The sequence below is a fragment of the Buttiauxella selenatireducens genome, assembly GCF_031432975.1.
In the GTDB taxonomy this organism is placed as follows: domain Bacteria; phylum Pseudomonadota; class Gammaproteobacteria; order Enterobacterales; family Enterobacteriaceae; genus Buttiauxella; species Buttiauxella selenatireducens.
Genome location: NZ_CP133838.1, coordinates 1,562,614 through 1,586,741, shown reverse-complemented (window position 1 = coordinate 1,586,741; position 24,128 = coordinate 1,562,614). Strand labels below are relative to the sequence as shown.

Below are 24,128 nucleotides of genomic sequence, written 5' to 3'. Positions count from 1 at the left end.
TGACCGATAAATTATGCAGTTTTAACCGCTAACTCTGTTTCCGGACGTTTCAGGAAGGCATAAGACAGACCCGCCAGCAACGTACCCGCCACAATCGCAATCAGGTAACCCACAACCGGGGTAATCGCACCAGGGATCAGCAGAACAAACAGACCGCCATGCGGAGCCATCAGTTTTGCGCCTACCGCCATCGAGATTGCGCCTGTTACCGCTCCGCCCACGATACAGCACGGCAGTACACGCATCGGGTCACGGGCAGCGAACGGGATTGCCCCTTCGGTGATGAAGCACAGGCCCAGAACCATTGCCGCTTTACCGCCCTCTTGCTGCGCCTTGTCGAATTTACGACGCGCGACAAATGTTGCCAGGCCCATGGCTAACGGTGGAACCATCCCTGCGGCCATAATCGCGGCCATAGGTGCGTAGGTTTGGGTACTCAGCAGACCGACACCAAATGCGTAAGCTGCTTTGTTCACCGGGCCACCCATGTCGGTACACATCATGCCGCCAAGAATTGCGCCCAGCAGTACCGCATTCGCGGTGCCCATGGTTTGCAGCCAGTGAGTCAAACCTTCGAGGATTTTCGCAACCGGCGTACCAATAACGTAAATCATCGCCAGGCCAACAATCAGGCTTGAGAACAGCGGGATGATCAGAATTGGCTTCAACGCTTCCATACTGGCAGGCAGTTTCAGCTTAGTGCTAATCAGCTTCGCGATGTAACCAGCGAGGAAGCCCGCAATAATACCGCCGATAAAACCAGATCCGGTGCTAACGGCTAACATGCCGCCGATAAGACCAGGAGTTAAGCCAGGACGGTCAGCTATGGAAAACGCAATGTAACCCGCAAGAACGGGCACCATCAACGCAAAGGCCGAACCGCCACCGATTTGCATCAGTGCTGCTGCCAGCGTGCCGGGTTCTTTAAACGCTTCAATACCGAAAGCAAAGGACAGTGCGATACACAAGCCGCCCGCAACTACCATCGGCAGCATGTATGAAACACCGGTTAACAGGTGACGATAAGCACCCGCCGCCTCTTTCTTGCCTTCTTTAGCGTTCGAAGCACTCTGGGCGTTCGCAACGAAAGGTGTTGCTTCAACAACCGCTTTATCCAGCTCTTGTGCGGTTTTCTTCAGCGCCAAACCTGTTGAAGTGCGGTACATCGGCTTGCCAGCAAATTTAGCCAGATCCACTTCGATATCCGCAGCGACAATCACTAAATCAGCGTCAGCCACTTCTTCTGGTGTAATCGCATTACCCGCACCGACTGAACCACGTGTTTCGACTTTTACCCACCAGCCACGCTTTTTAGCTTCGGTTTCAATCGCTTCAGCCGCCATAAAGGTATGCGCGACACCTGTCGGGCACGCTGTCACCGCAACGACGCGTTTTGGGCCTTTAGCCGCAGCCACTGGCGCTATATTTACCGGTGCCTTGTAAGGTTTGGCTTTGCTTTTTGCTTCACTTAAAAACAGTTCTGGATGTTGTACCGCACGGTCGATATCACCGAGGAATACATTTTTGCCATTCAGCGAGTTATCAGCAGGAATCGCGGTACCCACCACAATCGCCATGTCAGCTTCGTTCGGATTGTCGATAATCTGCAAGTGCGCTTTCTGCGCCGCGGAGCCGAGCAACGTTTTTGCAAGGTATGCGCGAGCTTGCCCAAGACCGGGTTCGATAATCAGCAGCGTTTTCATTGTTCCTCTCCTGCTGTCAGTTAAAAGGTTTCAGATCAACACGAGCCATCATGGCCGCCAGTTGAGTACGATCGGTGATACCGACGTTGCTCTGACTTACCGCCAGCGCCGCAACTGCCGTCGCCAGACGTAAAGTATGTTCACTGGATTCACGCATTAACAGGCCGTAGATAAGTCCACCCACCATGGAATCCCCGGCACCGACGGTGCTGACGACTTCGCAAGTTGGCGGCTTCGCTATCCATTCACCGGAGGCGTTAACCCAAAGTGCGCCTTCGGCACCCAGAGAGATAACCACATGAGCAATACCCTGTTCACGCAGCGCATGGGCGGCATCAATCACATCTTTCATATCCGGAAGCTTACGGCCTGCCCAGATTTCCAGCTCGCGGCGATTCGGTTTCACCAACCACGGCGCCGCTTTCAGACCCGCAACTAACGCTTCGCGGCTGCTGTCGAAAATAATGCACGGACACAGGCTACGCAGACGGGTCATCCAGTCGGTAAACGCTTCCGGGGAGACGCCTGCCGGTAAGCTGCCACTGACGCAGACCATGTCAAACTGACCAAGCCAGCTTAGTGAATCAGCAACAAAACGATCCCAGTCCGACTGAGTCACTTCAAAACCGGAGAAATTCAGGTCGGTGACTTCACCGTCTTTTTCTGTCAGTTTTACGTTGATACGAGTACGGCCCTGTACAACCTGGAAGCGGTTAGCAATTCCCAACTCGCTGAACAGTTGCTGGAAGCCATCCTGGTTGTCTTTCCCAAGGAAGCCGCCAACCGTGACATCGATACCGAGATCTTTCAGAACCTTAGCAACGTTAATGCCTTTACCAGCAGCGTGTAAGCCGGTGGTACGCACCAGATTAACTTCACCACGCTCAATTTCCGGTGTGTAACCGACCAGGTCGTAAGCCGGGTTTAGCGTAATGGTTGCGACGCGACGACTCATGCTGCCCCCTCGCCCAGACCGGCTGCAACAGCTTCACCAATCGCTTTCAGCGCAAGTTCAGCATCGTCACCCTGTGCGGTAAAGCGCAGGTGGTGGCCTTTCTTCACGCCAAGCGCCACCACTTTCATCAAACTGCGTCCATTGGCAGGTTTGCCTGTGCCATCAAGGTTGGTCACGGTAATCTCACTATTAAATTGTTTGATGGTGTTCACCAGCACGGTGCCCGGACGAGCATGTAAACCGTGTTCATTACGAATCTGGAAATCTGCGCTCAGGCTGTTCTGTTCTGGTGCGACATCGCTGGTCAGCATCGTCAGCAACGCGGGCGCATCCGCATTCAGCAAGCGGTCAGCTGTATTGTTAATCAGCATGTCGCTCAGACGGTTAAGCACCTGTAATGGTTGATCGTCGGCCACAGCAACCGTCATCAAAAGCGATACCGGTTGGCCTTCAGTTTCAAACGCGCTAACAGGACGGCTGATTGCCACAGCACTAGCAAGGTTGCCTTCCGTGCTGTCGTTCAGCCAAATCCCCTGGCCCAGGTAAAGTGGTTTGTTGGAAATGACATTGCTGACAAACGCCGTGTTTGCCGCACCTGCCTGCTTGATGCGCCCGGCATTTAATGCCTGCAGCGTCATCAGGTCGGTGGCAGTCACATCAAGTGCCAGTAATGAGTTGTCAAAAAGCAACGATGCAGACTGTTTTTCGCCCATCAGCAACGCACGGAGCTCTTCTGCTGAAGTTGCGTTTTTGAGTTGTTCAGCAACGTCGTCATCACTAAGCACATGCGTCAGCTGACGCAGTAAACCAAGGTGCTCGTCAGAGCTCGCGGCGATACCAATAGCAACATAGGCGGTTTGGCCTTCGCCCCACTCGATTCCCTGCGGAAACTGAAATACCTGAACACCCGTTTTCAGCACCAGGTCGCGGGTATCGGTGGTGCCGTGTGGAATGGCAATACCATTACCCAGGTAAGTGGAAGTTTGCAGCTCGCGAGCCAGCATACCTTCCACGTAGCCAATGCTGACGTTGCCCGCTTGCGCGAGTGCTGCGGCAACCTGACGTATGGCTTCTTCTTTATTTCCGGCGCTCGCCCCCGGATGAATGTCCTGCACAGATAACTGGAACATGGGTCTCCTCTCCTGCTAAATTGAAACGATTCAGCTGTAATGAGAAAAAATGCGCCATCCCACTCCTGAAACCAAATAAGACGACGCTGAAACGTTTCAATTAGTGTGCATATTCATCATGATTCAGGCAAGACATGTTGGTGTTTCGTTACTGAAATTTAGAGCTTCCGCACATTTCACTCAAACCAGGATGTAAAAGCTGAACGAGTTAAAGCGGATTCGTCTATTGAACCGTTTTCTCTTTGACTAAGTATGGCGGCAGTTTCATAAAAAGCTAAACGGTAGTCCCCCACTGTGATGGTGATCCGAAGGGGCTTTTCGTGCCGCCTTTGATTTGATCAACTGTTTATTTACTAACAAGGCGCGTAAACTCCGCGCGTTCATTGATTAGCGACGCCGAGAGCATGCAAAACTCCCCCATAGCAGCAACCCGTAAGCCCCTTGATTTAACGTCTTCCGCCTTTTTGATTGTCGCTTTTCTAACCGGGATTGCAGGTGCATTACAAACACCAACATTGAGCCTGTTTCTGACCGAAGAAGTTCATGTTCGTCCAGCAATGGTGGGTTTCTTTTTCACCGGCAGCGCAATCATTGGTATTGCTGTCAGCCAGTTTCTTGCGGGTCGTTCTGACCGGAAAGGCGATCGGAAAGCACTCATTTTTGTCTGCTGCTTATTAGGCGCGCTCGCTTGCGTGCTATTTGCCTGGAACCGTAACTATTTTGTGTTGCTGTTCGTCGGGGTTTTTCTCAGCAGTTTTGGATCAACCGCTAACCCGCAAATGTTTGCCCTGGCGCGAGAACACGCCGACCGTACTGGTCGCGAGGCCGTCATGTTCAGCTCGATTCTGCGTGCGCAGGTATCGCTTGCCTGGGTGATTGGCCCCCCTATCGCTTACGCCCTTGCGTTAGGTTTTGGTTTTACCACGATGTATCTTAGCGCCGCGCTGGCGTTTGTGGTTTGCAGTGTGATGGTGCGGATGTTGTTACCGTCGATGCGAAAAGAGGTGGTGACGAAAACAACCACCCTTGAGGCTCCCCGCCGTAATCGCCGTGACGCTCTGCTGTTGTTTGTCGCCTGCACCATGATGTGGGGCTGTAATAGTCTCTATATCATTAATATGCCGCTCTACATCATTCATGAATTACATCTGCCGGAGAAACTGGCGGGCGTGATGATGGGGACGGCTGCTGGCCTTGAGATCCCCACCATGCTGATCGCCGGTTACTACGCCAAACGCTTCGGTAAGCGTTTCCTGATGCGTATTGCGGCAGTTGCGGGTCTGATGTTCTACATTGGGATGCTGACGCTGCACAACGAAATCATGCTGTTGGGGTTGCAACTGCTGAACGCGATTTTCATCGGTATTTTGGCGGGTATCGGCATGCTCTATTTTCAGGATTTAATGCCGGGCCAGGCTGGAGCGGCAACCACGCTATATACCAATACCACGCGTGTCGGTTGGATTATCGCGGGGTCGATGGCCGGTGTCGTGGCTGAAATCTGGAATTACCACACCGTGTTTTATATCGCGTTAGGAATGATAGCCATCACCGCTTTTTGCATGGTGAAAATCAAAGACATCTAAGGGGCGGTCGCCGCTTCGAGATAAATCAGGTAATCCATGGCTTGCTGGCGCGTTGTGCCACACATTTCACGCGAGGCTTGCAGGCTTGCACAGACCTTGGGTCTTAGCGGTGAAAGGAAGATTTTACAACGCATGTCGGCACCAAGCTGAACGCATGATGTATTGGCCGGTTTGCCGAATGTACAATTATTCAAAGTATAAAAATACACTAAACCTCACTAGAGCTGATAACATCAGGCTCTAGCTTTTTTATCCAGCACAATCCAAAGGTATGCAATGACGATGAAACCTAAACTGTATTCGTATGTACGTTTTTCATCTGCGAAACAGCGCGAGGGGAATTCATTAGAACGGAAAATGGATACTACGAAAAAATGCCATTCGTTATGAGATAGAAAAATATTAATATAATCACCATACTTAATCAGCTTAAACCGATATTATCATTTGGATGTCAGTAAATAATATTGATGCCGTAAGGCAATAAATAAAAGAACATCTCGTCAAACAAAGTTGGTGTTGAAAAATCATTAAAAAGAGCAATGGATTACATCATAATGATATTTTATTACGATGTAATTCCACTTAAGTTACATTACTTACATTGTTCAGGGTTATTTATTTTGTACGTCTTGCTTATTCGGAATATGTTGGAAGGTATATCCTCACCAACAAGTAGTGCCGAACCAGGTAAAAAACGAGAGCCGTACACTTGCTTTATAACTAGCGGAACGAAACTTTCATGTTCAACTTGAATCGGGTGTCCTAACTGGCAATTTAAATCAACTTCTAGTTCTAAATCAGCCCCCGCTTTAAATGGAGCTCTAAGTAGCGCATCCAAAAACTGATCTTTAAGTTCCGAGGGAAAACCAGCAACTAAGCTAAAAAGATTCTCTTTATTAAAATCAAAACTAACGCAATGATCTGCACCTGCAAAATCAGTATTTACAGTGGCTGTATATAAATTTTGCTCAACCATTGCAAACAAACCTAACCTTACACTTAACATGGTTATTTCACAGCCTGGTTCAAGCCCCATACGTGAGATCTTAGTTCCAAAATCAGGCGTAAAATTTCTGAGTCCGGGTTCCAACAAATATTTAGGAAGTAGAAATTTTTCAATTTCATCCCAACGACTTTCAAATTCGGAAAAAGGTATATCCAATAATGGAAGTGCTGAATCAATGCTAAAGACGACCAACCTACGCCCATTGCAAAGAGCAAAGTGCTTAGTTTTTATTTCAGGATGGATTGCGTAACTGTATGCCTGCTGAATGTGTTCCTTCGAATCTAAATCCTCAAGCGGATTTTTTGCATCTAAAACCAGAACAGGGTTGTTTCGGAAATTCAGTGTGTAGTCAGGAATTATAGAAACAGAGCATTTCCTAGTCCCTGCAAATATAAAAGGATGTTTCAGATGTTTACTTCTAGTAATATTTTGATCTCCTGTGGGAAAATATCCCAAACGACGAAGGATCGGTACAATTATGACCTCGCGGACTGAATCTTCCTTAAAATTACGATCATCAAACAAACTCTCACTAAAATTATCAAACATAAAACCACCCAGTTACTATGAAATTGAAATTTTATTACCCAGTATATACCCAATAAACCTCAAGATGCAGGTTTCAGCACCTGAAAGTGATCGTTAATTCGGGATGCCAGAGACTCCGCTATATCCGGCAGCGTCTGACTAAAAAATTCAGATATCGCGTCCCTGAACTCCCGCGTGCAACTGAAGTAGCGATTATTTCGGGCATGTTCGTTCATGACCTTCCACATTCGTTCTATCGGGTTCAGGTTCGGGCTGTAAGGCGGGAGATAATGAAGCCTGATATTGACCACCTCTGCCCAGTCTTTCACCAGCTGTGAACGGTGGTAGCCGGCCCCATCCAGAATGACATGAACTGTCTTATTGTAGTCCGGGTATTCTTTTCGTATCTCATTGAAAAAACGCGATACGTTATATTCATTGATTGTCTTATATTCGCAAATTAATGGCTGCGCCGGAGCCTTCAGATTCAGGGCTTCCATGATATTCAGACGGGTACGGCTGCCCGTGGTTTCTACCGCTTTTCTGTGGCCTTTGCGTATCCAGCCATAGCTGATTTTGGTGGCCTGAGTTGGGTGAACTGCATCAATAAAGAGAACAGGTTCATCGCCTACGGCTGCTTTTAGTTGTTCATAATATTCAATGAATTGCGTCTGTTTCTCTTCACTGAATTTATGGGGGATACCGGACGGTTTTTTGTAAGAGAAGCCATGACGATGCAGCCACTTGTTCATGCCCGGAACACTGAAAGCAACGTCCCATGTACGGGCGATAAACGCGATAATTTCATGGGTATGGTGAAACAAATTATCGGATAACTGACTGATTAAAAGAGAAGTTTGTTTAGCGCTTAGCTTACTGACTGAACCACCATTCTCTGGTTTTAACTTACCGTTATTCAGAAACTCGCTGATATGGTGGTCAACGGTTGTCTGATGCAGGCGCAAAGCCTGAGCGATCATGGCAGAACTCCAACCTTCAGAGGCCAGAAGGATGGCTTTAATGCGATCACAAACGCGCTTATCACGACTGGAGTCATGAAGTTTTTCGAGCTCGATTTTTTGTTCGGAAGTGATAAATATTTTCATGGTGTGAAAGCATGATCCTCATGAAAGCCAAAATCAAGCATCTTCAATGATCACAGGTATATACAGATAAAGAGAAAAAGTATTATTTTAACCAATTTTACATTGGTTCAGTTAGCAGACGAAAGCATCCTAATGATGAATACTCTTTTTCGCTATATGCTAGCGAAAGACGGCTACATATCCCAAAAGCATCAAGATTTGAGGAGATAAAAAGAGACATCCCATTAATACAGCAGACCTGTAATTACTTAGCAGGTAAATGGGCTAATGGTTATATTGTCACAAGTAAACATAGACATGTATTTTCCGAATGTTGTAATGCGGTCATTAAAGGTTGCGGCCTCGTAGACGAGAATAATAAACCCTACAACCCGCCAGCAAACGGAATCCGTTCCATTCTAAAAGATGGCAGAAAATGCAAGATTAAAGATGTGGTGCCAAATGAGATTACGCTCAATGATTTTTCGCTTAAACGGCTAAGGGATGAGCTGAAAAAAATAATAGTAACGAACGCCAGGTAAACCAGATTGAAGCTCTTCTCTCGATCACAAAAGCCAGTAAGTCAGGTTGCTTACCGACCACCTATGTCCAGAGTAATGGGGGACGATTGTATGCTGAAGGTGCATTAAATCTACAGAATTGCAGCCGTATCATACGAAAAGCCGGGTTGGTTGATCATTATGATATCGATATAGAGAATTGCCATTACACCTTGTTGGCGCAAATGTGCGGTCGGATCAATGTCCCCACACCTCATATCGACCATTACATCCGAAACAAAAAAGCAGTGCGAACCGAGATAGCTACGCTTTTTAAATGCTCTGAAGATATGGCGAAGGAAATCCTGATAGCGTTAATTTATGGCTCAAACCTGACCAGTTATGGAGTACTGAGTAAACTCAATCTGAAACGTGACGAAATTGATATCAAGGGTAGTTGGATAGACAAGCTGTATAAAGAAATAACAAGGGTTACTAACAATGTAGTTGCTGATTACACGGAAAAAACCCCAGGGCATTTCAAGATAAGAAATGACGCAGGCATGACGAAAGCAACAAAATGCGAAAACCAAAAATGTGTTAGAAAATCCAAACTGTTAGCACATATTTTGCACGGTGCTGAGTCGTTAATTCTTCAACATATGATTCGCTATCTGGGGGAGAATATTGTGCTACTTCAGCATGATGGGGTGACATGCAAAGAACCTGTAGATACTGACGCGCTTTCTGAGCATATAGCTAAAATGACAGGCTATCGAGTCCAGTTCGACATTGAAAAGCTCACACTCGATTTGAGTCGAGATGATATTGGTACTTTCGAACCTGTCAATCATGAAGAAATATTCCAGACATATGCAGCATAAGATCAATTTAATATAAGTAGCTCCCAACCTCCCTCTTCATGAGGGAGGGGCAATACTCTTTTCAGCGCCAGCAATCTGTATCGATTAGTCCATTTCTATAAGTAATTTTAAAGCAGTCTCACGGCTATAGTTGGCTAACTATTAGCATACATCATCTCGATATTGAACGATAAACCGCGATGAGATCAATTCTAAACGGCTTCCAGGGTGCAGTCATATCGTCAAACAAAATCCAATACAGTGATAAAATTTTCTGGCTTCATACGTAATATTCTCTTTGGTTATAAGATTGCATCTTTTTATGTATTGACGGTGAGGTAAACACCTGATGAATTTACGATCACATGCAAACAAACGAGCGGTATGAGCACAACGAAATTTAAAAAATCTGGTTGAGTTTTGCAATATTCATAGGCGCTGGCTTTTGAACTGAGCCAGCTTTAAAAACTCATAAATTACGCAATGACCGCGCTTTCTAACATTTCAAAAAAATCAATGAATTAGAAGGAGTCTCAATCATTGAAAGAGAAACCATAAATGATATGATCAAAAGATGTGCGTAAGAGAGGCACTTTTCAAGGAAAATAGCATGACTTGCCCCGACCATTTATACAAATATAGAGCCTTTGATACACGAACGTTAGAATTAATCCTTGAGAACAAGGTCTATTTCGCTGATCCAAATAATTTTAATGATCCTCATGAATTTCAACCCGAGTTGGTTTTAAGTGATGACCCTTTTTTAAATATGTGCGTATTACATTCCTTAATAAATCAGAATCAACATAATAGGAACATGACTCATCAGTCAGAAAATTACCCTGAGTCTGCCAACATTGATAGTGAATATGATGCTTTCCTAACTGACCTAAAAAGTCAACAGATTTTCGAGAAAGAATATTCAATCGAAACGGTCCAAGAAAAAACGGTAATTCAACTTAAAGAATATTTATCTCGTGGAGTTCTTTCACTTTCAGGCAGTAAAGAATCAACACTTATGTGGTCACACTATGCTGATAACCATTTTGGGTTGTGCTTGGGATATACCATTCCAGAAGTTATGACTGACAAGATATATAAAGTTAATTATGATGGGAGTAGATTCGTTCAATCAAAAGATATCATGATTATGCTTGGCAGTAACACCGCAGCCCGGCAGAGAATAATAAATTCATCTTTGGTTACAAAATCTGAGTGTTGGGCTTATGAAGAAGAATACCGGCTTTTCGAAGTAAAACCAGGTGTAACTGATATCGGCCTTGATTTAAAAGAAATCATCTTCGGACTCAGAATGAAAAAATCTGTACGTGATGCAATCATCAACGCTATCAAGCATTCAGATAATAAACGACTTTCAGAGGTGAAATTTTTCAAAATGGAAGTATTGAACCCAGGGGGTTTTGAACTTCACGCCGTCCCAATTGATTAATTTTAAAATACAATTCTAACTGAATTCACGCCATTTTTGCGTGCATCCAGTTAGAATTAAAAACCATACGGAATTTTATTTTTACGTATAACTACCATTGTATGAATGTAACATTTATAGAAGAGTCAACCAGAAACTTCCACTGTTAGATCTTTATATTCGTTTTTAAAAAGAACAACAGATAATACAATCCATCTCAATATTCTCCACCAAAGATACACTACATCATATCCTTGAGAAGTATTATCATCTAGAAGTCCATGTGCTACTGAATTTCTTATGTTTGAGCCAACATGGTTAGTCAAAAGCATTTTTAATTCAAATAAGAAATTACAGTCAAAGACTTCTTGAGCTGTATTTTTACTTAATAATGTATTAATCGATACTTCTGTACTTTTCGAATTATTATCAATAATTGCCGTATAGTCGCCTTGATCATAAAGTATCTTTCTTATGGTATCCTCTACTAATGGCGCAAGAAGATGAACAGATACTGAATAATTACCTTCAAAACCAAATTGTAGCGCTTGTGAGAAAAGCTCAGTTTTGTTTGGTGAGATAAATCCACATTTTTCGCAAATTTCTTTTACCATACCATAATCAATATAATGATCGTCGGTCAATTTATATAAAGCAGGTAAAATATATGCACTTACATTGTAACTGACTTCTTGGGCAAATCCCTGAGATAAAGGAACAATGATATTCTCAATTTCAGCTACATCAGCACTACCAACATCAATTCCATCTGATCCCCCTACAACTCTCCCGTCTGAATCTATCACAGTCTGAGAGAAAAGGTTTTGAAGTGGGTGGTTCTTTATCAGATCTAATGTATTTTGAATCATAACACTTTTATCAAAGCCCTGCTTTAAAAAGCAGAAATGCACAATTGCGGTCATTACATCAGGTTTATCTGAAACATGTTCAATGGCTTTCTTTACTTCTTCTGAAATATTCACTGGTTCTGTTTTAATAATCACCATTGATTCAGAGGCATGTTTTCCTTGAGTTCGGATTTTTCTTTTTAACCCGATTATCTCTTCATCTACTCTAAACATAGCACGAATATACAGCTTCGAATGTTTATAATGTTTTAATGCATTTTGATAACATCCAATTGCAATTAATCCATCATACTGATTACCCTCATCAGTTAATGCTCTTGCCTGAGCAATATTGACCAACTGACATTTGTGATCACCATTACCTGCATTAATTTCAGTTTTATATCGTTCATTCAAAATGATCAAACATCTGTTAGCACTTGTGTAATCATTCTTGTTAAGAAAATAATAAATTCCCTTTCTCATCCTCTTATTTATTAATTCATAAATGTCTTTTTTTAATCCAGTGGAAGTGATCAACGAAGCCATTTCAACAAATAGAAATGAGTTTGCTGTACTCATGAAACAACTCATTATTTTATCTTCGACTTCTTTGCAGAATTCATTTTCAGGATGAATGAAAGATAGTTGAAGTGCTCGTTGAAAACAGTTACTTACGCATGTATGCCAATTATTATCCTCTATAGTTAAAGAGGAATACGATTTTATTGCTTCTAAAGCATAATTCCTATCTCTCCCCTTTTTATACAGCCATAGGAAATCATATAGTCTCCCACGAAGCGGTGAGTAAATAATTTTTGGTGCAAGTTCTTTAATTACCTCGAGATCTTTATCACTTAAAATATCTGAAAAAATTTTGTTTGTACTTAAATCACGGTAAGGAGAGTTTCGTTTTTTAATGTCTATTTTTGCATTAACAATATTAACCAACAAATCAATAACATCTTTACAACTAGATCGATAATTATTCGAAAAATTCTTGATTAGCTCAAAGCAAGAATAACCATCCATTTTTGTACCATTGACTATGTTTGCAATATAATCAATATCATCGTAATTAATTGTATTGTTCATTACATCACCATACAGAATTTTTAATGTTATTAAATTAACATTGTTGTATATTTAGTGGAAATTAAAGATTAATATTTTATATGGGGGGTGACACATAGGTCAATACCAGCGGAAACACCATCGATTTCGTCGAGATTGATATCTTAGAAGATGTGGAAACTAAATTTTATCGGCACCGCTAGTAGTGGTGATTTAGTTTTAGCTTACCACGGTATCCGCTCTACAGTTGCACACGAATACAAAAAAATACAGCTCATGATTAATATTGACTACACAGGCTATGAATTTTTTCGCCTAACCGCTACAACAATACTGTAACACCCTATTCTAATTTCAACCCGCCTTACAACTTATCATTACCCTGAGGTGCGGTATCAACTTCCAGTTTAATCAGGTAAGTCATTGCATCATCCCGATGTGTAAAACACATTTCACGACTGGCTTGTAAGTTTGCACAAACCTTGGGACGCAATGGCGATGTGAAGATCTTGCACATGAAATTATCCGAAAGTTGGACACAGCGCGTATTAGCTGGTTTTCCGTAAGGCATCCCTGGGATCGGGCTTGAAATTGAAGGGGCAATACAGCAAGCTCCGCAGTCAGTACGGCATTCCATCAAAAACCTCTCCCACTTGTTCCTGCCTTAGAAAACGACATTAACAGAATGCCTTACAGGTCGATAGCGACGACAATAAGCATTACTTGGTATACGTTCCACACGAGGCAGTAAGTAACCATGCCAATCAGGGTCAACAATTTTCATACTTGGTATAATTGACTATTAGGCTTGCCATTGGGCATGCCGGGGATTGGGCTGGATACGGAAGGCGCGGTGCAACATGCGCCGCAATCGGGACGACAGTCCATCTGCAATGCTCCGGTGGGCTGACAAGGATCTGGACTGTAGCAGTAGCAACGCGGCTTTACTACGTTAACTACATAACTCCAGCCCAAAATAATTCAGGTTGCATCGCGGCGGCAAGTGAACGCATCCCGATGAGCTTACTAAAGTAAGTGATTCGGGTGAGTAAACGCAGCCAACAAAGAGGCAGCTTGAAGTATGAAGGGTAGCGAAATCTGCTTGCCTGAACTGCGCCCCGCGAGTAATTTGACGCAATATTTTCGCTCCTCAATTTTTTACAGGAAACATCGATGGCAAGAGCTAACGAAGTCAAAAAAGGTATGGTACTGAATTACAACGGCAAGCTGCTGATTGTTAAAGATATTGATATTCAGGCACCCAGCGCACGTGGCGCAGCAACGCTTTACAAAATGCGTTTTTCTGATGTCCGTACTGGCCAGAAAGTTGAAGAGCGCTTCAAAGGCGACGATATCGTCGACACCATTACCCTGACCCGCCGTTACGTTGATTTCTCTTACATTGATGGCAACGAATACGTGTTCATGGATAAAGAAGATTACACCCCGTATATCTTCACCAAAGATCAGATTGAAGAAGAGCTGCAATTCATTCCTGAAGGTGGCATGCCTGACATGCAGGTTCTGACCTGGGATGGCCAATTGCTGGCGCTGGAATTGCCACAGACTGTGGATTTAGAAATCATTGAAACCGCACCTGGCATCAAAGGCGCGTCAGCAAGCTCCCGCACCAAACCTGCAACCATGTCTACTGGGCTTGTGATTCAGGTTCCAGAATATATGGTTACGGGTGAGAAGATCCGTATTCATATCGCTGAAAAACGTTCTATGGGTCGTGCAGACTAATTTGCCGCTAAGAATGTAAAAACGCGCCGGAAGGCGCGTTTTTTTATGGTGTTTTACTGTTTAAGCAAACACACCGATCTCCGGTTAAAACGGGCTGTACAACGCTCGCCCATCCAACAATAGCTTAACGTTACTTCAGCAAATCCGGGAATAACGTCTGTTTCAGAGCCAGTTCCACACCACGCACTTCAGCCAGACCTTTCAGGCGGCCAATCGCTGAATAACCTGGGTTGGTTTTCTTGTGCAGATCGTCAAGCATCTGGTGTCCGTGGTCCGGTCGCATTGGAATCGGACGCACATCCCCTCTGTTTTTACGACGCTGTTCTTCAGTCAGAATCGCTTTTACCACCGCAACCATGTTCACATCACCTTGCAGATGCGCGCCTTCATGGAAGGTTTTCGGGTTTTCTTCGCGGCATGTTGCACGCAGATGGGTGAAGTGAATACGATCACCGAAAGTTTCAATCATACGTACCAGGTCGTTGTCTGCGCGAACGCCATAAGAACCGGTACACATGGTGAAGCCGTTATAAATGCTATCAACGGTTTCTTTCAGCCATTGCATATCTTCAATAGTCGATACGATGCGTGGAAGACCGAGGATAGGACGCGGTGGATCGTCCGGGTGAACCGCCAGACGCACACCGACTTCTTCCGCTACCGCAACAATCGCACGTAAGAAGTACGCCATGTTCTCGCGCAGTTGCTCTTTATTAATGCCGTCGTATTCAGCAAGGCGCGCACGGAACTGGTCCAGGGTGTAACCCTCTTCCGCGCCCGGCAAACCCGCGATGATATTGCGCGTCAGTTTTTCTTTTTGGGCATCTGACATGCTGTTGAAGTAGTCCAGCGCCTGACGCTGCTCTTCTTCGCTGTAATCTGCCTCAGCGCCTTTGCGCTTAAGGATGTGCAACTCAAATGCTGCAAAAGCAATCTGGTCAAAGCGCAACGCTTTTGAACCATCTGGCAATTCATACTCAAGATCGGTACGCGTCCAGTCCAGAATTGGCATGAAGTTGTAGCACACGGTGTCGATGCCACATTCTGCCAGGTTACGAATGCTTTGCTGGTAGTTTGCGATATGCTTATCGTATTCGCCGGTGTGAGTTTTAATTTCTTCATGTACCGGAATACTTTCTACCACTGACCAGGTCAGTCCTTTCGCTGCCAACACGGCTTGACGCTCTTTAATGTCAGCAACTGGCCACACTTCACCATTTGGGATGTGATGCAGAGCAGTAACGACACCGGTCGCGCCCGCCTGACGCACATCATCCAGAGATACCGGGTCTTTTGGGCCGTACCAACGCCATGTTTGTTCCATCGACAGTTCCTCAGTTAAGTTGTCATACCAATTCTTAATACCACATTGACTACTACCATACTGAATTCTTCTTTTCGGTCAAATTTTGCGGTTACATTGGTTGATCCAGCTCACATTAAATGGATAAAGACGGCACACCAATTTAATTTGCTGTCATATAACTTTAGACTGCGCAATGTTACCAATTCGTTAATCAGGATTTACATTTATGAATACAATTGCTTCGGTCACGCTCCCTGCCGATGTTCAGCAACCACGCTATGATCGCCAGGCGTTAAAAACCCGCATTGTCCATTTTGGCTTTGGGGCGTTTCACCGCGCGCACCAGGCATTGTTGACCGATCGGGTGCTCAATAAATTGGGAGGAGATTGGGGCATTTGTGAAATAAGCCTGTTTAGCGGCGACAAGTTGATGAGCGCGTTGCGAGACCAGGACCACCTCTATACCGTGCTGGAAAAAGGCCGCGAGGGTAATCAGGCGATTGTTGTCGGTGCAGTTAACGAATGCCTGAATGCAAAACTCGATGGCCTTGATGCAATTATTGAGAAATTCTGCGAGCCGCAGGTGGCGATTGTTTCCCTGACCGTGACTGAAAAGGGTTATTGCATCGACCCCGCGACCGGAAAACTCGACAGCAATAACGAACGGATTATTCACGATCTACAGCATCCCACCGAGCCACATTCAGCGCCCGGTATTTTGGTGGAAGCCCTCAATCGCCGCCGTGAACGAGGATTACGTCCCTTTACCGTGCTTTCATGCGACAACATTCCTGACAACGGCCATGTGGTACGCAATGCGGTGATTGGCATGGCCGAAACCCGCAGCCAGGAATTAGCCGACTGGATCCGTGAGCACGTGACTTTCCCAAGCACTATGGTTGACAGAATTGTCCCTGCTGCAACGCCAGAATCTTTACGCGAAATCACTGAAACCCTAGGCGTTGAAGATCCGTGTGCGATTTCAGGTGAACCATTTATCCAATGGGTTATTGAAGATAACTTTGTTGCTGGCCGTCCGGCATGGGAAGAAGTGGGCGTTGAAATGGTCGACGACGTGATGCCGTGGGAACAGATGAAGCTACGCATGCTCAACGGTAGTCACTCCTTCCTCGCGTATCTCGGCTACCTCGCGGGCTATCAGCATGTCAATGATTGCATGGCTGATGACAATTTCCGCCTGGCCGCGCATCGTTTAATGATGCACGAACAAGCGCCAACACTCCGCGTTGCGGGCGTTGATTTGCAGCGATATGCGCATGACTTACTTGAGCGTTTCGAAAACCCGGCGCTAAAACACCGCACCTGGCAAATCGCGATGGATGGTAGCCAGAAGCTGCCGCAGCGCATGTTGGAAAGTGTACGCTGGCACCTGCAACAAGGTGACGAATGGCCATGCCTGGCATTGGGTATTGCCGGATGGATGCGCTATGTCAGCGGCACCGATGACGCTGGCAACGAGATTGATATTCGCGATCCATTGGCCGGGAAGATAAAAGCACTGGTTGAAGGCAGCGCTCCTGAAGAACGTGTTCACGCTTTGCTCAGCCTGCAAGAAATCTTCGGTAGTGACCTGCCTGCTGATGAACAATTTGTCGAAAACATCTGTGCCGCATGGAACGAATTATGTCGCAATGGCGCACGCGCAGCCGTCGCTAAACGGGTCGGCTAATTTAACAATCAATGCCTTTAAACGTGCTTCACAAGGATGTGATGCCCACTCAGGCTTCCTTTTCTCGCAAATGTTGTTCAGGATTGTGATAATCAATCACGTAAGGTTCACTTAACCTGTCCGGAGCGCCTGTGACTAAAACCAACCTCATTACCGGTTTTCTCGGTAGCGGAAAAACCACCACCATTTTACATTTGCTGGCCAATAAACCTGAGCATGAAAAATGGGCTGTGCTGGTCAATGAATTTGGTGAAGTCGGTATCGACGGTGCGTTATTAGCTGACAGTGGTGCATTATTGAAAGAAATCCCAGGCGGCTGTATGTGTTGTGTGAATGGGCTGCCGATGCAAGTTGGCCTGAACACGCTTCTGCGCCAGGGTAAACCCGACCGCTTGCTCATCGAACCTACCGGTCTGGGTCATCCTAAACAAATTCTCGACATGCTGACTGCCGAGGTTTACCAACCGTGGATAGAACTCAACGCCACGATTTGTTTGCTCGACCCGCGCCAGTTGCTTGATGAACGAGCTGTGAATAATGATAATTTCCGCGATCAGCTCGCCGCGGCCGATATTATCATTGCGAATAAAGAAGACCGTGCCAGCGATGAAAGCCGCCGTGCATTGGCCGAATGGCAACAGCGCGAAGCGGCGGGCCGTGAAATTATTCCCGCTCATAACGGTAACATCGACATCAGCCTCCTCGATAAACCGCGTCAAAATCTACGCGAACTGCCTTCCAGCCCCGATCATCATCATAGCCACGCCGTATCTAAGGGGCTTGCTGCATTAAGCCTGCCCGAGCATCAACGCTGGAGGCGCAGCATTAATAGTGGCCAGGGCTATGTCGGTTGCGGCTGGATATTTGATGCAGACACTGTCTTTGACACCGTTGGGATTCTGGAATGGGCCAGGCTTGCCCCAGTCGACCGCGTTAAAGGTGTCCTGCGTATTCCGGAAGGCTTAGTACGAGTTAATCGTCAGAGTCTTGATTTCCATATCGAAACACAAAACGTTGCGCCGCCAGATAGCCGTATTGAGTTGATCCATAGCGGTGAAGTTGACTGGAATACGTTGCAATCATCGTTGTTGAAGTTACGTTTAAGTTTGTAAGCCTACCCTTTCGCCCTTTGTTAAAAAATCTCGTGACATTGTATGAATACTATTCGATTTCCTCTTATCCTGGTGCTGAATGCACTGGGATTTGCACTCTTTTTTAGCTGGTATCTGCCTTCAGGACACGGCTATTGGTTCGTTATTGATTCCAACATCTTCCATTTCTTTAACCGTGAACTGGTTAACAGCCATGCCTTCCTGGTACTTGTCGCTGTGACCAATAATCGGGTGTTCGATGGCATTTCGTTATTAGCGATGGGTTCGCTGTTTTTCTTCTACTGGCGCAAAGAGCAAGCAACCGGTCGCCGTCGCATGGTTATCATGGGCATCGTGATGTTATTTTGCGCAATTATTATTAATCAACTCGGCCATCTGATTCCAGAATCTCATGTCAGCCCTACGCTGTATTTCACCGATATTTATCGGGTCAGCGACCTGCTGCATTTCCCGACAAAGGATGCTTCTAAAGACAGCTTCCCTGGCGACCATGGATTAATGCTGCTGATTTACACCGGCTTCATGCTGCGATATTTCGGCAAAAAAGCGTTCGCCATTGCCGTTATTATTTTTCTGATTTTCATGATGCCGCGCATGATGATAGGCGCACATTGGTTTACTGATATTTTTGTCGGTTCACTATCTATTGCGCTTGTTTGCTTGCCATGGGTGCTTTTAACCCCAGTAAGTGACGGGTTAATTAACCTTCTGGACCGCTATTTACCTCAATTGCACAAAGCAAATGATTAACATCCGATAAACACGATTAAATTTTAATCATCAGAGAACGGAATGATCTCTGGTGATTTTTCATTCTCTCGCCAAAATCGCCTAATATTTAACCTTTCTGCTTCTCCAGACAAAAGAAGCATTTGCACATTTAAGCAGCAATTTCGCTTAACAAATACGCAATATTTCTTATCATTCCTTAACATCACAATTTCTTATAAAAAATCAGATAAAAGCTCTCGCCACGCAAGTGCTGATAGGGTACCCTCGAATACGTTTTGTGCTTAAAGCCAAATCATTCGCAGTGTGAATAAATTTGTGCGTCATACCACAGTTTTGTGCATAAGCAATTGTTTCATGACGCTCAGGTAATTAGTCTCGTCACGTTGGCATTTTGTATAACGATATTTATCGTTAAGGACATCAAGGGATAACAAACATAATGGTCACATCTCAGCCTATTTTGAGATATATCTTGCGGGTAATTCCCGCCGTTGCTGTGGCAGTGATGCTGTCAGCATGTAGTTCGACAAACACCGCAAATATGCATTCTGAGACGCATGCAGTCGGCAATAAAGATGGTTTTTTACTGCAAGCTTCTCAGGATGAATTCGAAGAGATGGTCCGTAATGTAGATGTGAAATCACGTCTCATGGATCAATATGCAAGCTGGAAAGGCGTTCGTTATCGTCTTGGTGGCAGCAATAAAAGCGGTATTGATTGTTCTGCATTCGTGCAGCGTACATTCCGTGAACAATTTGGTTTAGAGTTGCCTCGTTCAACTTCTGAACAACAGGATTCAGGTAAATCGATTTCACGTAATAAATTACGTACTGGCGATTTAGTTCTGTTCCGCGCAGGTTCAACCGGTCGACATGTTGGTATTTATATCGGCAATAATCAGTTTGTACATGCTTCCACCAGCAGTGGTGTGACGATTTCAAGCATGGACGAGCCGTACTGGAAGAAGCGCTATAACGAAGCACGACGCGTACTGAGCCGCAGTTAATGCGGTTCTTGCAAACAGTTACTCCCTTGGCTGTTTGCGAGACAACACTTCGACGAGACAAGAAACGCTGTTTACACAGCGTTTTTTTATTGCCTGAATTTCGTGGAGTGCAATAAATAAACGATTCCACAATGATTATAACTTTCGTTCGAAACTTTATGACTCAATGGTAGTTTTTGCGTTATAGTCCAAAAAAATACAAATAAACAATAAGTCTCTTGCGCCTGCAGGAACCCGTTATCCATGTTTTCTAAAAATATATTTTCACGTTACTTTACCTCAATCCGGCAAATAGCCACCTTCAGTATTTTGGCGGGCATCCTTGCCGCGCTACTGATTGGTGGTATGACCAGCCTGACATTGCACAGTAAGCGTGAGACGGGTTATGACACACTTACTGATGACGTACGCAATTATCTCAATGCCTTTTTCGATGAACTCGAATCCACTGCCACCAGCATTCAACCGTTAACTCTCTCTGATTGCCATCAAGTCTCAAGTGAACTGACTTCGCGCGCCGCCTTTAATGCCAATATCCGCGCCTTTGTATTAGTCCGTAACGATGAAGCCTATTGCTCATCGGCCACCGGAAGCATGTTGATGGGCATGGACCAGTTAGTGCCTGATATCAACATCAATGAAAATATCGACCTGACTATTATGCAAGGCACGCCGATGGTGCCAGGTAAGCCGACTATTGCCGCGTGGTTTAAAAATCCCGTAATGGAAGGCCGGGGCGTTTTCGCCACCCTGAATGTCAATCTCACCCCCTATTTATTATTCACCACACGCCAGAATGATCGGGTGTCGATGGCCATTATCGCGGGCGATAAAGCGCTAACAACGATATCCAATAACGTGATGAATGTGTCAGAGCTCCCCTCTCACCCTACTCGCGTCATCTCTATTCCGGGTTATCCCATTAAGATAGAACTGTACGGTGAAACCTGGCCTGTGGAAGACATTCAAATTTCCATTCTTACAGGTTTAGTTTTCGGCATTCTCTGCGGTGCATTGTGCGCCTATTTTTTGACGGTACGCTTACGCTCAGGCAAAGAGATCCTGACCGGTATTAAACGCGGGCAGTTCTATGTGGTGTATCAACCGGTAGTGAATGCCAAAGAGCTAAAAATGTCTGGTGTCGAAGTGTTGATGCGTTGGAATCATCCTATTGCAGGCCCTATTCCTCCGGATGCGTTTATCGCCTTTGCAGAAGCCCAGCAATTGATTGTTCCCCTCACCCGCCACTTGTTTGAACTGATTGCGCGTGATGCCAAAAAGCTCCAGCATGTTTTACCGCCTGGTGCACGACTCGGTGTTAACCTGGCCCCCAGCCATTTGCACTCCCCCACCTTCAAAGAAGATATTCAAGCTTTTGCCGCCTCGTTGTCGCCCCATCATTTCCAACTCATTTTTGAAATTACCGAACGCGATATGATTAAGGAAAACGAAGCCAGTTGCCTGTTTTCCTGGATGCACGAGCAAGGGTATGAAATTGCTGTCGATGACTTTGGTACCGGGCACAGTGCGCTTATCTATCTCGAACGCTTTAAGCTGGACTATCTCAAAATTGATCGTGGCTTTGTTAACTCGATTGGCTTTGAGACCGTCACCTCTCCGGTGCTCGATGCCGTGCTTACGCTGGCACGCAAACTCAGCATGACCACCGTTGCGGAAGGCGTTGAAACCCGCGAGCAAGCCAAATGGTTGATTGACCAGGGCGTGAATTATTTACAGGGTTACTATTTCGCCCGCCCTCTTACTCTTGTGCAATTGCAGGAATGGGAAAACCAGCAAAAAGATTACGATGAGTGGGTTATTCGCCGTTAATTTCTCTGTCTGACAACCAATATCCACTGCCTGCAAAGATGCAGCTTGAAGTATCACGTGCTTAACTTATGATTTACCATCATGACGTTATAATGCGGTGGTACATTACCTGGATATTGATATTGTTTCGGGATGAAACAATAAGGTAATCTCCTCCCTGACAAGGAATGACCTATACGATGTTTTCCCGCACCCTCGCCCTACTGAGCCTTTGCCTGATTGCTGCGTCAAGTCAGGCTGAAAACATCAAGGAAAGTTATTCCTTTGCCGTTTTAGGTGAACCTAAATACGCCGTCAACTTCACGCAGTTTGATTACGTCAACCCTGCGGCGCCAAAGGGTGGGAACATCACCCTGTCGGCGATTGGCACCTTTGATAACTTCAACCGTTATGCGCTGCGTGGCAATCCCGGTGTACGTACCGAAGCATTGTATGACTCGCTTTTTACCACCTCAGATGATGAGCCTGGCAGCTATTACCCACTGATCGGCGAAATGGCGCGCTATCCTGCCAATTTTGCCTGGGCTGAAATCGAAATTAATCCGCGTGCCCGTTTTCATGATGGGACGCCCATCAAAGCCAGTGATGTCGCTTTCACTTTTAATAAATTCATGACTGAAGGTGTGCCGCAGTTTCGCCTGGTTTATAAAGGTGCAAAGGTGCGAAGCATCTCGCCTTTAACGGTGCGTATCGAGCTGGCAGAACCCAGTAAAGAACGGATGTTAGGGTTATTCTCGCTTCCGGTATTTCCTGAAAAATTCTGGAAAGATCATAAACTCAGCGACCCACTGTCTGCACCTCCTCCAGCCAGCGGCCCGTATAAAATAACGGCATGGCGCATGGGGCAATATATTACATACTCCCGCGTCAGTGACTATTGGGCCGCCAATTTACCGGTAAACCGTGGCCGCTGGAATTTTGATTCAATCCGTTACGATTACTATCTCGATGACAATGTCGCTTTTGAAGCCTTTAAGGCCGGTGCCTACGATTATCGTCTCGAAGTCAGCGCAAAGAACTGGGCGACGCGTTATACCGGAAAGAACTTTGCGAATCGTTTCATTGTAAAAGAAGAGCAGCCCAACGATGCCGCTCAGGACACGCGCTGGCTGGCGTTTAACATCCAGCGCCCTATCTTTGAAGACCGAAAAGTTCGTGAAGCGATTGGCCTGGCGTTCGATTTTGAATGGATGAACAAAGCGCTGTTTTATGGCGCATACAATCGGGCGAACAGTTATTTCCAGAACACGGAATATGCCGCGCGGGATTATCCAAATGCTGATGAACTGACAATTCTGGCCCCCATGAAGAAAGATTTACCGCCAGAGGTATTTACCACTATCTACAACCCACCAAAATCGCGCGGGGATGGTTTTGACCGCAACAATCTGCTCAAAGCCCTGAACTTGTTGAAAGAAGCGGGGTGGGTACTAAAAGACCAAAAACTCGTCAATGTTAAAACAGGTAAACCGTTGAGTTTCGAGTTGTTGATTGGCTCCACCGGCAACACACAATGGGTTTTACCGTTCCAGCATAATTTGCAACGACTGGGTATCACGATGGAGGTTCGCCAGGTGGATAACTCGCAGCTTACCAACCGCCTGCGTTCCCGCGACTATGACATGATGCCAACACTGTACAGCGCCATGCCTTATCCCAGTGCGGATGTGCAAATTTCGTGGGCTTCGGAATACGTCGACTCGACTTACAATGCGCCGGGAGTGAAAAGCCCGGTGGTCGATAAACTGATTTCTCAAATTGTGGCTCATCAGGGTGACAAACAAAAACTGCTACCACTGGGGCGCGCGCTAGACCGGGTACTGACATGGAATAATTACATGATTCCGATGTGGTACATGGCAGCAGACCGCTTCGCCTGGTGGAGTAAATTCTCCAAACCGGCCATTCATCCGTTATACACCACAGGCTTTGACACCTGGTGGTATGACGTTAACAAAGCCGCTCAATTACCGGCAAACCGGCGTTAAGGGTATCT

18 protein-coding genes and 1 pseudogene are annotated in these 24,128 nt (G+C 45.6%); 10 read left to right on the top strand and 9 right to left on the bottom strand.

What is annotated here, in order from left to right; all coding sequences use genetic code 11:
- Window positions 1-11: 11 nt before the first annotated feature.
- From fruA to fruB, 3 genes are read right to left on the bottom strand one after another with little or no spacing between them, the layout of a single operon-like run.
- Window positions 12-1,703, bottom strand: a complete 1,692-nt coding sequence (gene fruA, locus RHD99_RS07380; RefSeq protein ID WP_309878162.1) for a PTS fructose transporter subunit IIBC — start codon at window positions 1,701-1,703, stop codon at window positions 12-14.
- A gap of 16 nt (window positions 1,704-1,719) precedes the next feature.
- The gene (fruK, locus tag RHD99_RS07375) at window positions 1,720-2,658 is read right to left on the bottom strand and encodes a 1-phosphofructokinase (RefSeq protein ID WP_183269944.1); all 939 of its coding nucleotides are present in this window, start codon (window positions 2,656-2,658) and stop codon (window positions 1,720-1,722) included.
- Complete coding sequence (fruB, locus tag RHD99_RS07370) at window positions 2,655-3,788, bottom strand: fused PTS fructose transporter subunit IIA/HPr protein (protein ID WP_183269945.1); 1,134 nt, start codon at window positions 3,786-3,788, stop codon at window positions 2,655-2,657. The genes fruK and fruB overlap by 4 nt, the downstream gene beginning before the upstream one ends.
- Before the next feature lie 404 nt (window positions 3,789-4,192).
- Between fruB and setB the strand changes: the two genes are divergently transcribed.
- A complete protein-coding gene (gene setB / locus RHD99_RS07365) occupies window positions 4,193-5,374 on the top strand; it encodes a sugar efflux transporter SetB (RefSeq protein WP_183269946.1) in 1,182 nt (393 codons plus the stop codon).
- On the opposite strand, the pseudogene RHD99_RS07360 reads toward setB, so the two are convergent.
- The 3 genes and pseudogenes from RHD99_RS07360 to RHD99_RS07350 form a co-directional block, all read right to left on the bottom strand.
- Window positions 5,371-5,550: pseudogene (locus tag RHD99_RS07360) on the bottom strand (YkgJ family cysteine cluster protein); the annotation flags it as partial. The gene setB and the pseudogene RHD99_RS07360 overlap by 4 nt on opposite strands.
- Window positions 5,551-5,969: 419 nt before the next feature.
- Entirely contained in the window at window positions 5,970-6,932 is a 963-nt protein-coding gene (locus tag RHD99_RS07355) for a type I restriction enzyme HsdR N-terminal domain-containing protein (RefSeq protein ID WP_309878161.1), read from the bottom strand.
- Window positions 6,933-6,991: 59 nt separating this feature from the next.
- On the bottom strand, window positions 6,992-8,017 hold the full coding sequence (locus RHD99_RS07350; RefSeq protein WP_309878160.1) for an IS630 family transposase: 1,026 nt from the start codon (window positions 8,015-8,017) through the stop codon (window positions 6,992-6,994).
- Window positions 8,018-8,624: 607 nt separating this feature from the next.
- Here RHD99_RS07350 and RHD99_RS07345 point away from each other — a divergent pair.
- Both RHD99_RS07345 and RHD99_RS07340 read left to right on the top strand, forming a co-directional pair.
- Window positions 8,625-9,380, top strand: coding sequence for a hypothetical protein (locus RHD99_RS07345; protein WP_309878159.1), 756 nt, complete (start codon window positions 8,625-8,627; stop codon window positions 9,378-9,380).
- Between the two features lie 589 nt (window positions 9,381-9,969).
- A complete protein-coding gene (locus RHD99_RS07340) occupies window positions 9,970-10,809 on the top strand; it encodes a DUF2971 domain-containing protein (protein WP_309878158.1) in 840 nt (279 codons plus the stop codon).
- Between the two features lie 125 nt (window positions 10,810-10,934).
- On the opposite strand, the gene RHD99_RS07335 is transcribed toward RHD99_RS07340, so the two are convergent.
- Window positions 10,935-12,731 carry a DUF7380 domain-containing protein gene (locus RHD99_RS07335; protein WP_309878157.1) on the bottom strand — a complete coding sequence of 599 codons (1,797 nt, stop codon included), beginning with the start codon at window positions 12,729-12,731 and terminating at the stop codon, window positions 10,935-10,937.
- Between the two features lie 343 nt (window positions 12,732-13,074).
- Window positions 13,075-13,347 carry a YkgJ family cysteine cluster protein gene (locus RHD99_RS07330; protein WP_309878156.1) on the bottom strand — a complete coding sequence of 91 codons (273 nt, stop codon included), beginning with the start codon at window positions 13,345-13,347 and terminating at the stop codon, window positions 13,075-13,077.
- Window positions 13,348-13,883: 536 nt separating this feature from the next.
- On the opposite strand from RHD99_RS07330, the gene yeiP reads away from it, so the two are divergent.
- A complete protein-coding gene (yeiP, locus tag RHD99_RS07320; protein WP_183269948.1) occupies window positions 13,884-14,456 on the top strand; it encodes an elongation factor P-like protein YeiP in 573 nt (190 codons plus the stop codon).
- 130 nt (window positions 14,457-14,586) lie between these two features.
- On the opposite strand, the gene uxuA is transcribed toward yeiP, so the two are convergent.
- Window positions 14,587-15,780, bottom strand: a complete 1,194-nt coding sequence (gene uxuA / locus RHD99_RS07315; protein ID WP_183269949.1) for a mannonate dehydratase — start codon at window positions 15,778-15,780, stop codon at window positions 14,587-14,589.
- 208 nt (window positions 15,781-15,988) lie between these two features.
- On the opposite strand from uxuA, the gene RHD99_RS07310 reads away from it, so the two are divergent.
- From RHD99_RS07310 to RHD99_RS07285, 6 genes are all read left to right on the top strand, one after another.
- Window positions 15,989-17,452: a mannitol dehydrogenase family protein gene (locus RHD99_RS07310; protein WP_309878155.1), complete on the top strand. Its 1,464-nt coding sequence runs from the start codon at window positions 15,989-15,991 to the stop codon at window positions 17,450-17,452.
- Window positions 17,453-17,583: 131 nt separating this feature from the next.
- Window positions 17,584-18,564, top strand: a complete 981-nt coding sequence (locus RHD99_RS07305; RefSeq protein ID WP_309878153.1) for a CobW family GTP-binding protein — start codon at window positions 17,584-17,586, stop codon at window positions 18,562-18,564.
- Between the two features lie 42 nt (window positions 18,565-18,606).
- Entirely contained in the window at window positions 18,607-19,314 is a 708-nt protein-coding gene (locus RHD99_RS07300) for a phosphatase PAP2 family protein (RefSeq protein ID WP_309878151.1), read from the top strand.
- 421 nt (window positions 19,315-19,735) lie between these two features.
- Window positions 19,736-20,302 carry a bifunctional murein DD-endopeptidase/murein LD-carboxypeptidase gene (gene mepS, locus RHD99_RS07295; protein WP_183269953.1) on the top strand — a complete coding sequence of 189 codons (567 nt, stop codon included), beginning with the start codon at window positions 19,736-19,738 and terminating at the stop codon, window positions 20,300-20,302.
- Between the two features lie 243 nt (window positions 20,303-20,545).
- The gene (gene pdeN, locus RHD99_RS07290) at window positions 20,546-22,132 is read left to right on the top strand and encodes a cyclic di-3',5'-guanosine monophosphate phosphodiesterase PdeN (RefSeq protein ID WP_309878149.1); all 1,587 of its coding nucleotides are present in this window, start codon (window positions 20,546-20,548) and stop codon (window positions 22,130-22,132) included.
- Between the two features lie 179 nt (window positions 22,133-22,311).
- Window positions 22,312-24,120, top strand: a complete 1,809-nt coding sequence (locus RHD99_RS07285; protein WP_309878147.1) for an extracellular solute-binding protein — start codon at window positions 22,312-22,314, stop codon at window positions 24,118-24,120.
- The last annotated feature ends 8 nt before the right edge of the window (window positions 24,121-24,128 follow it).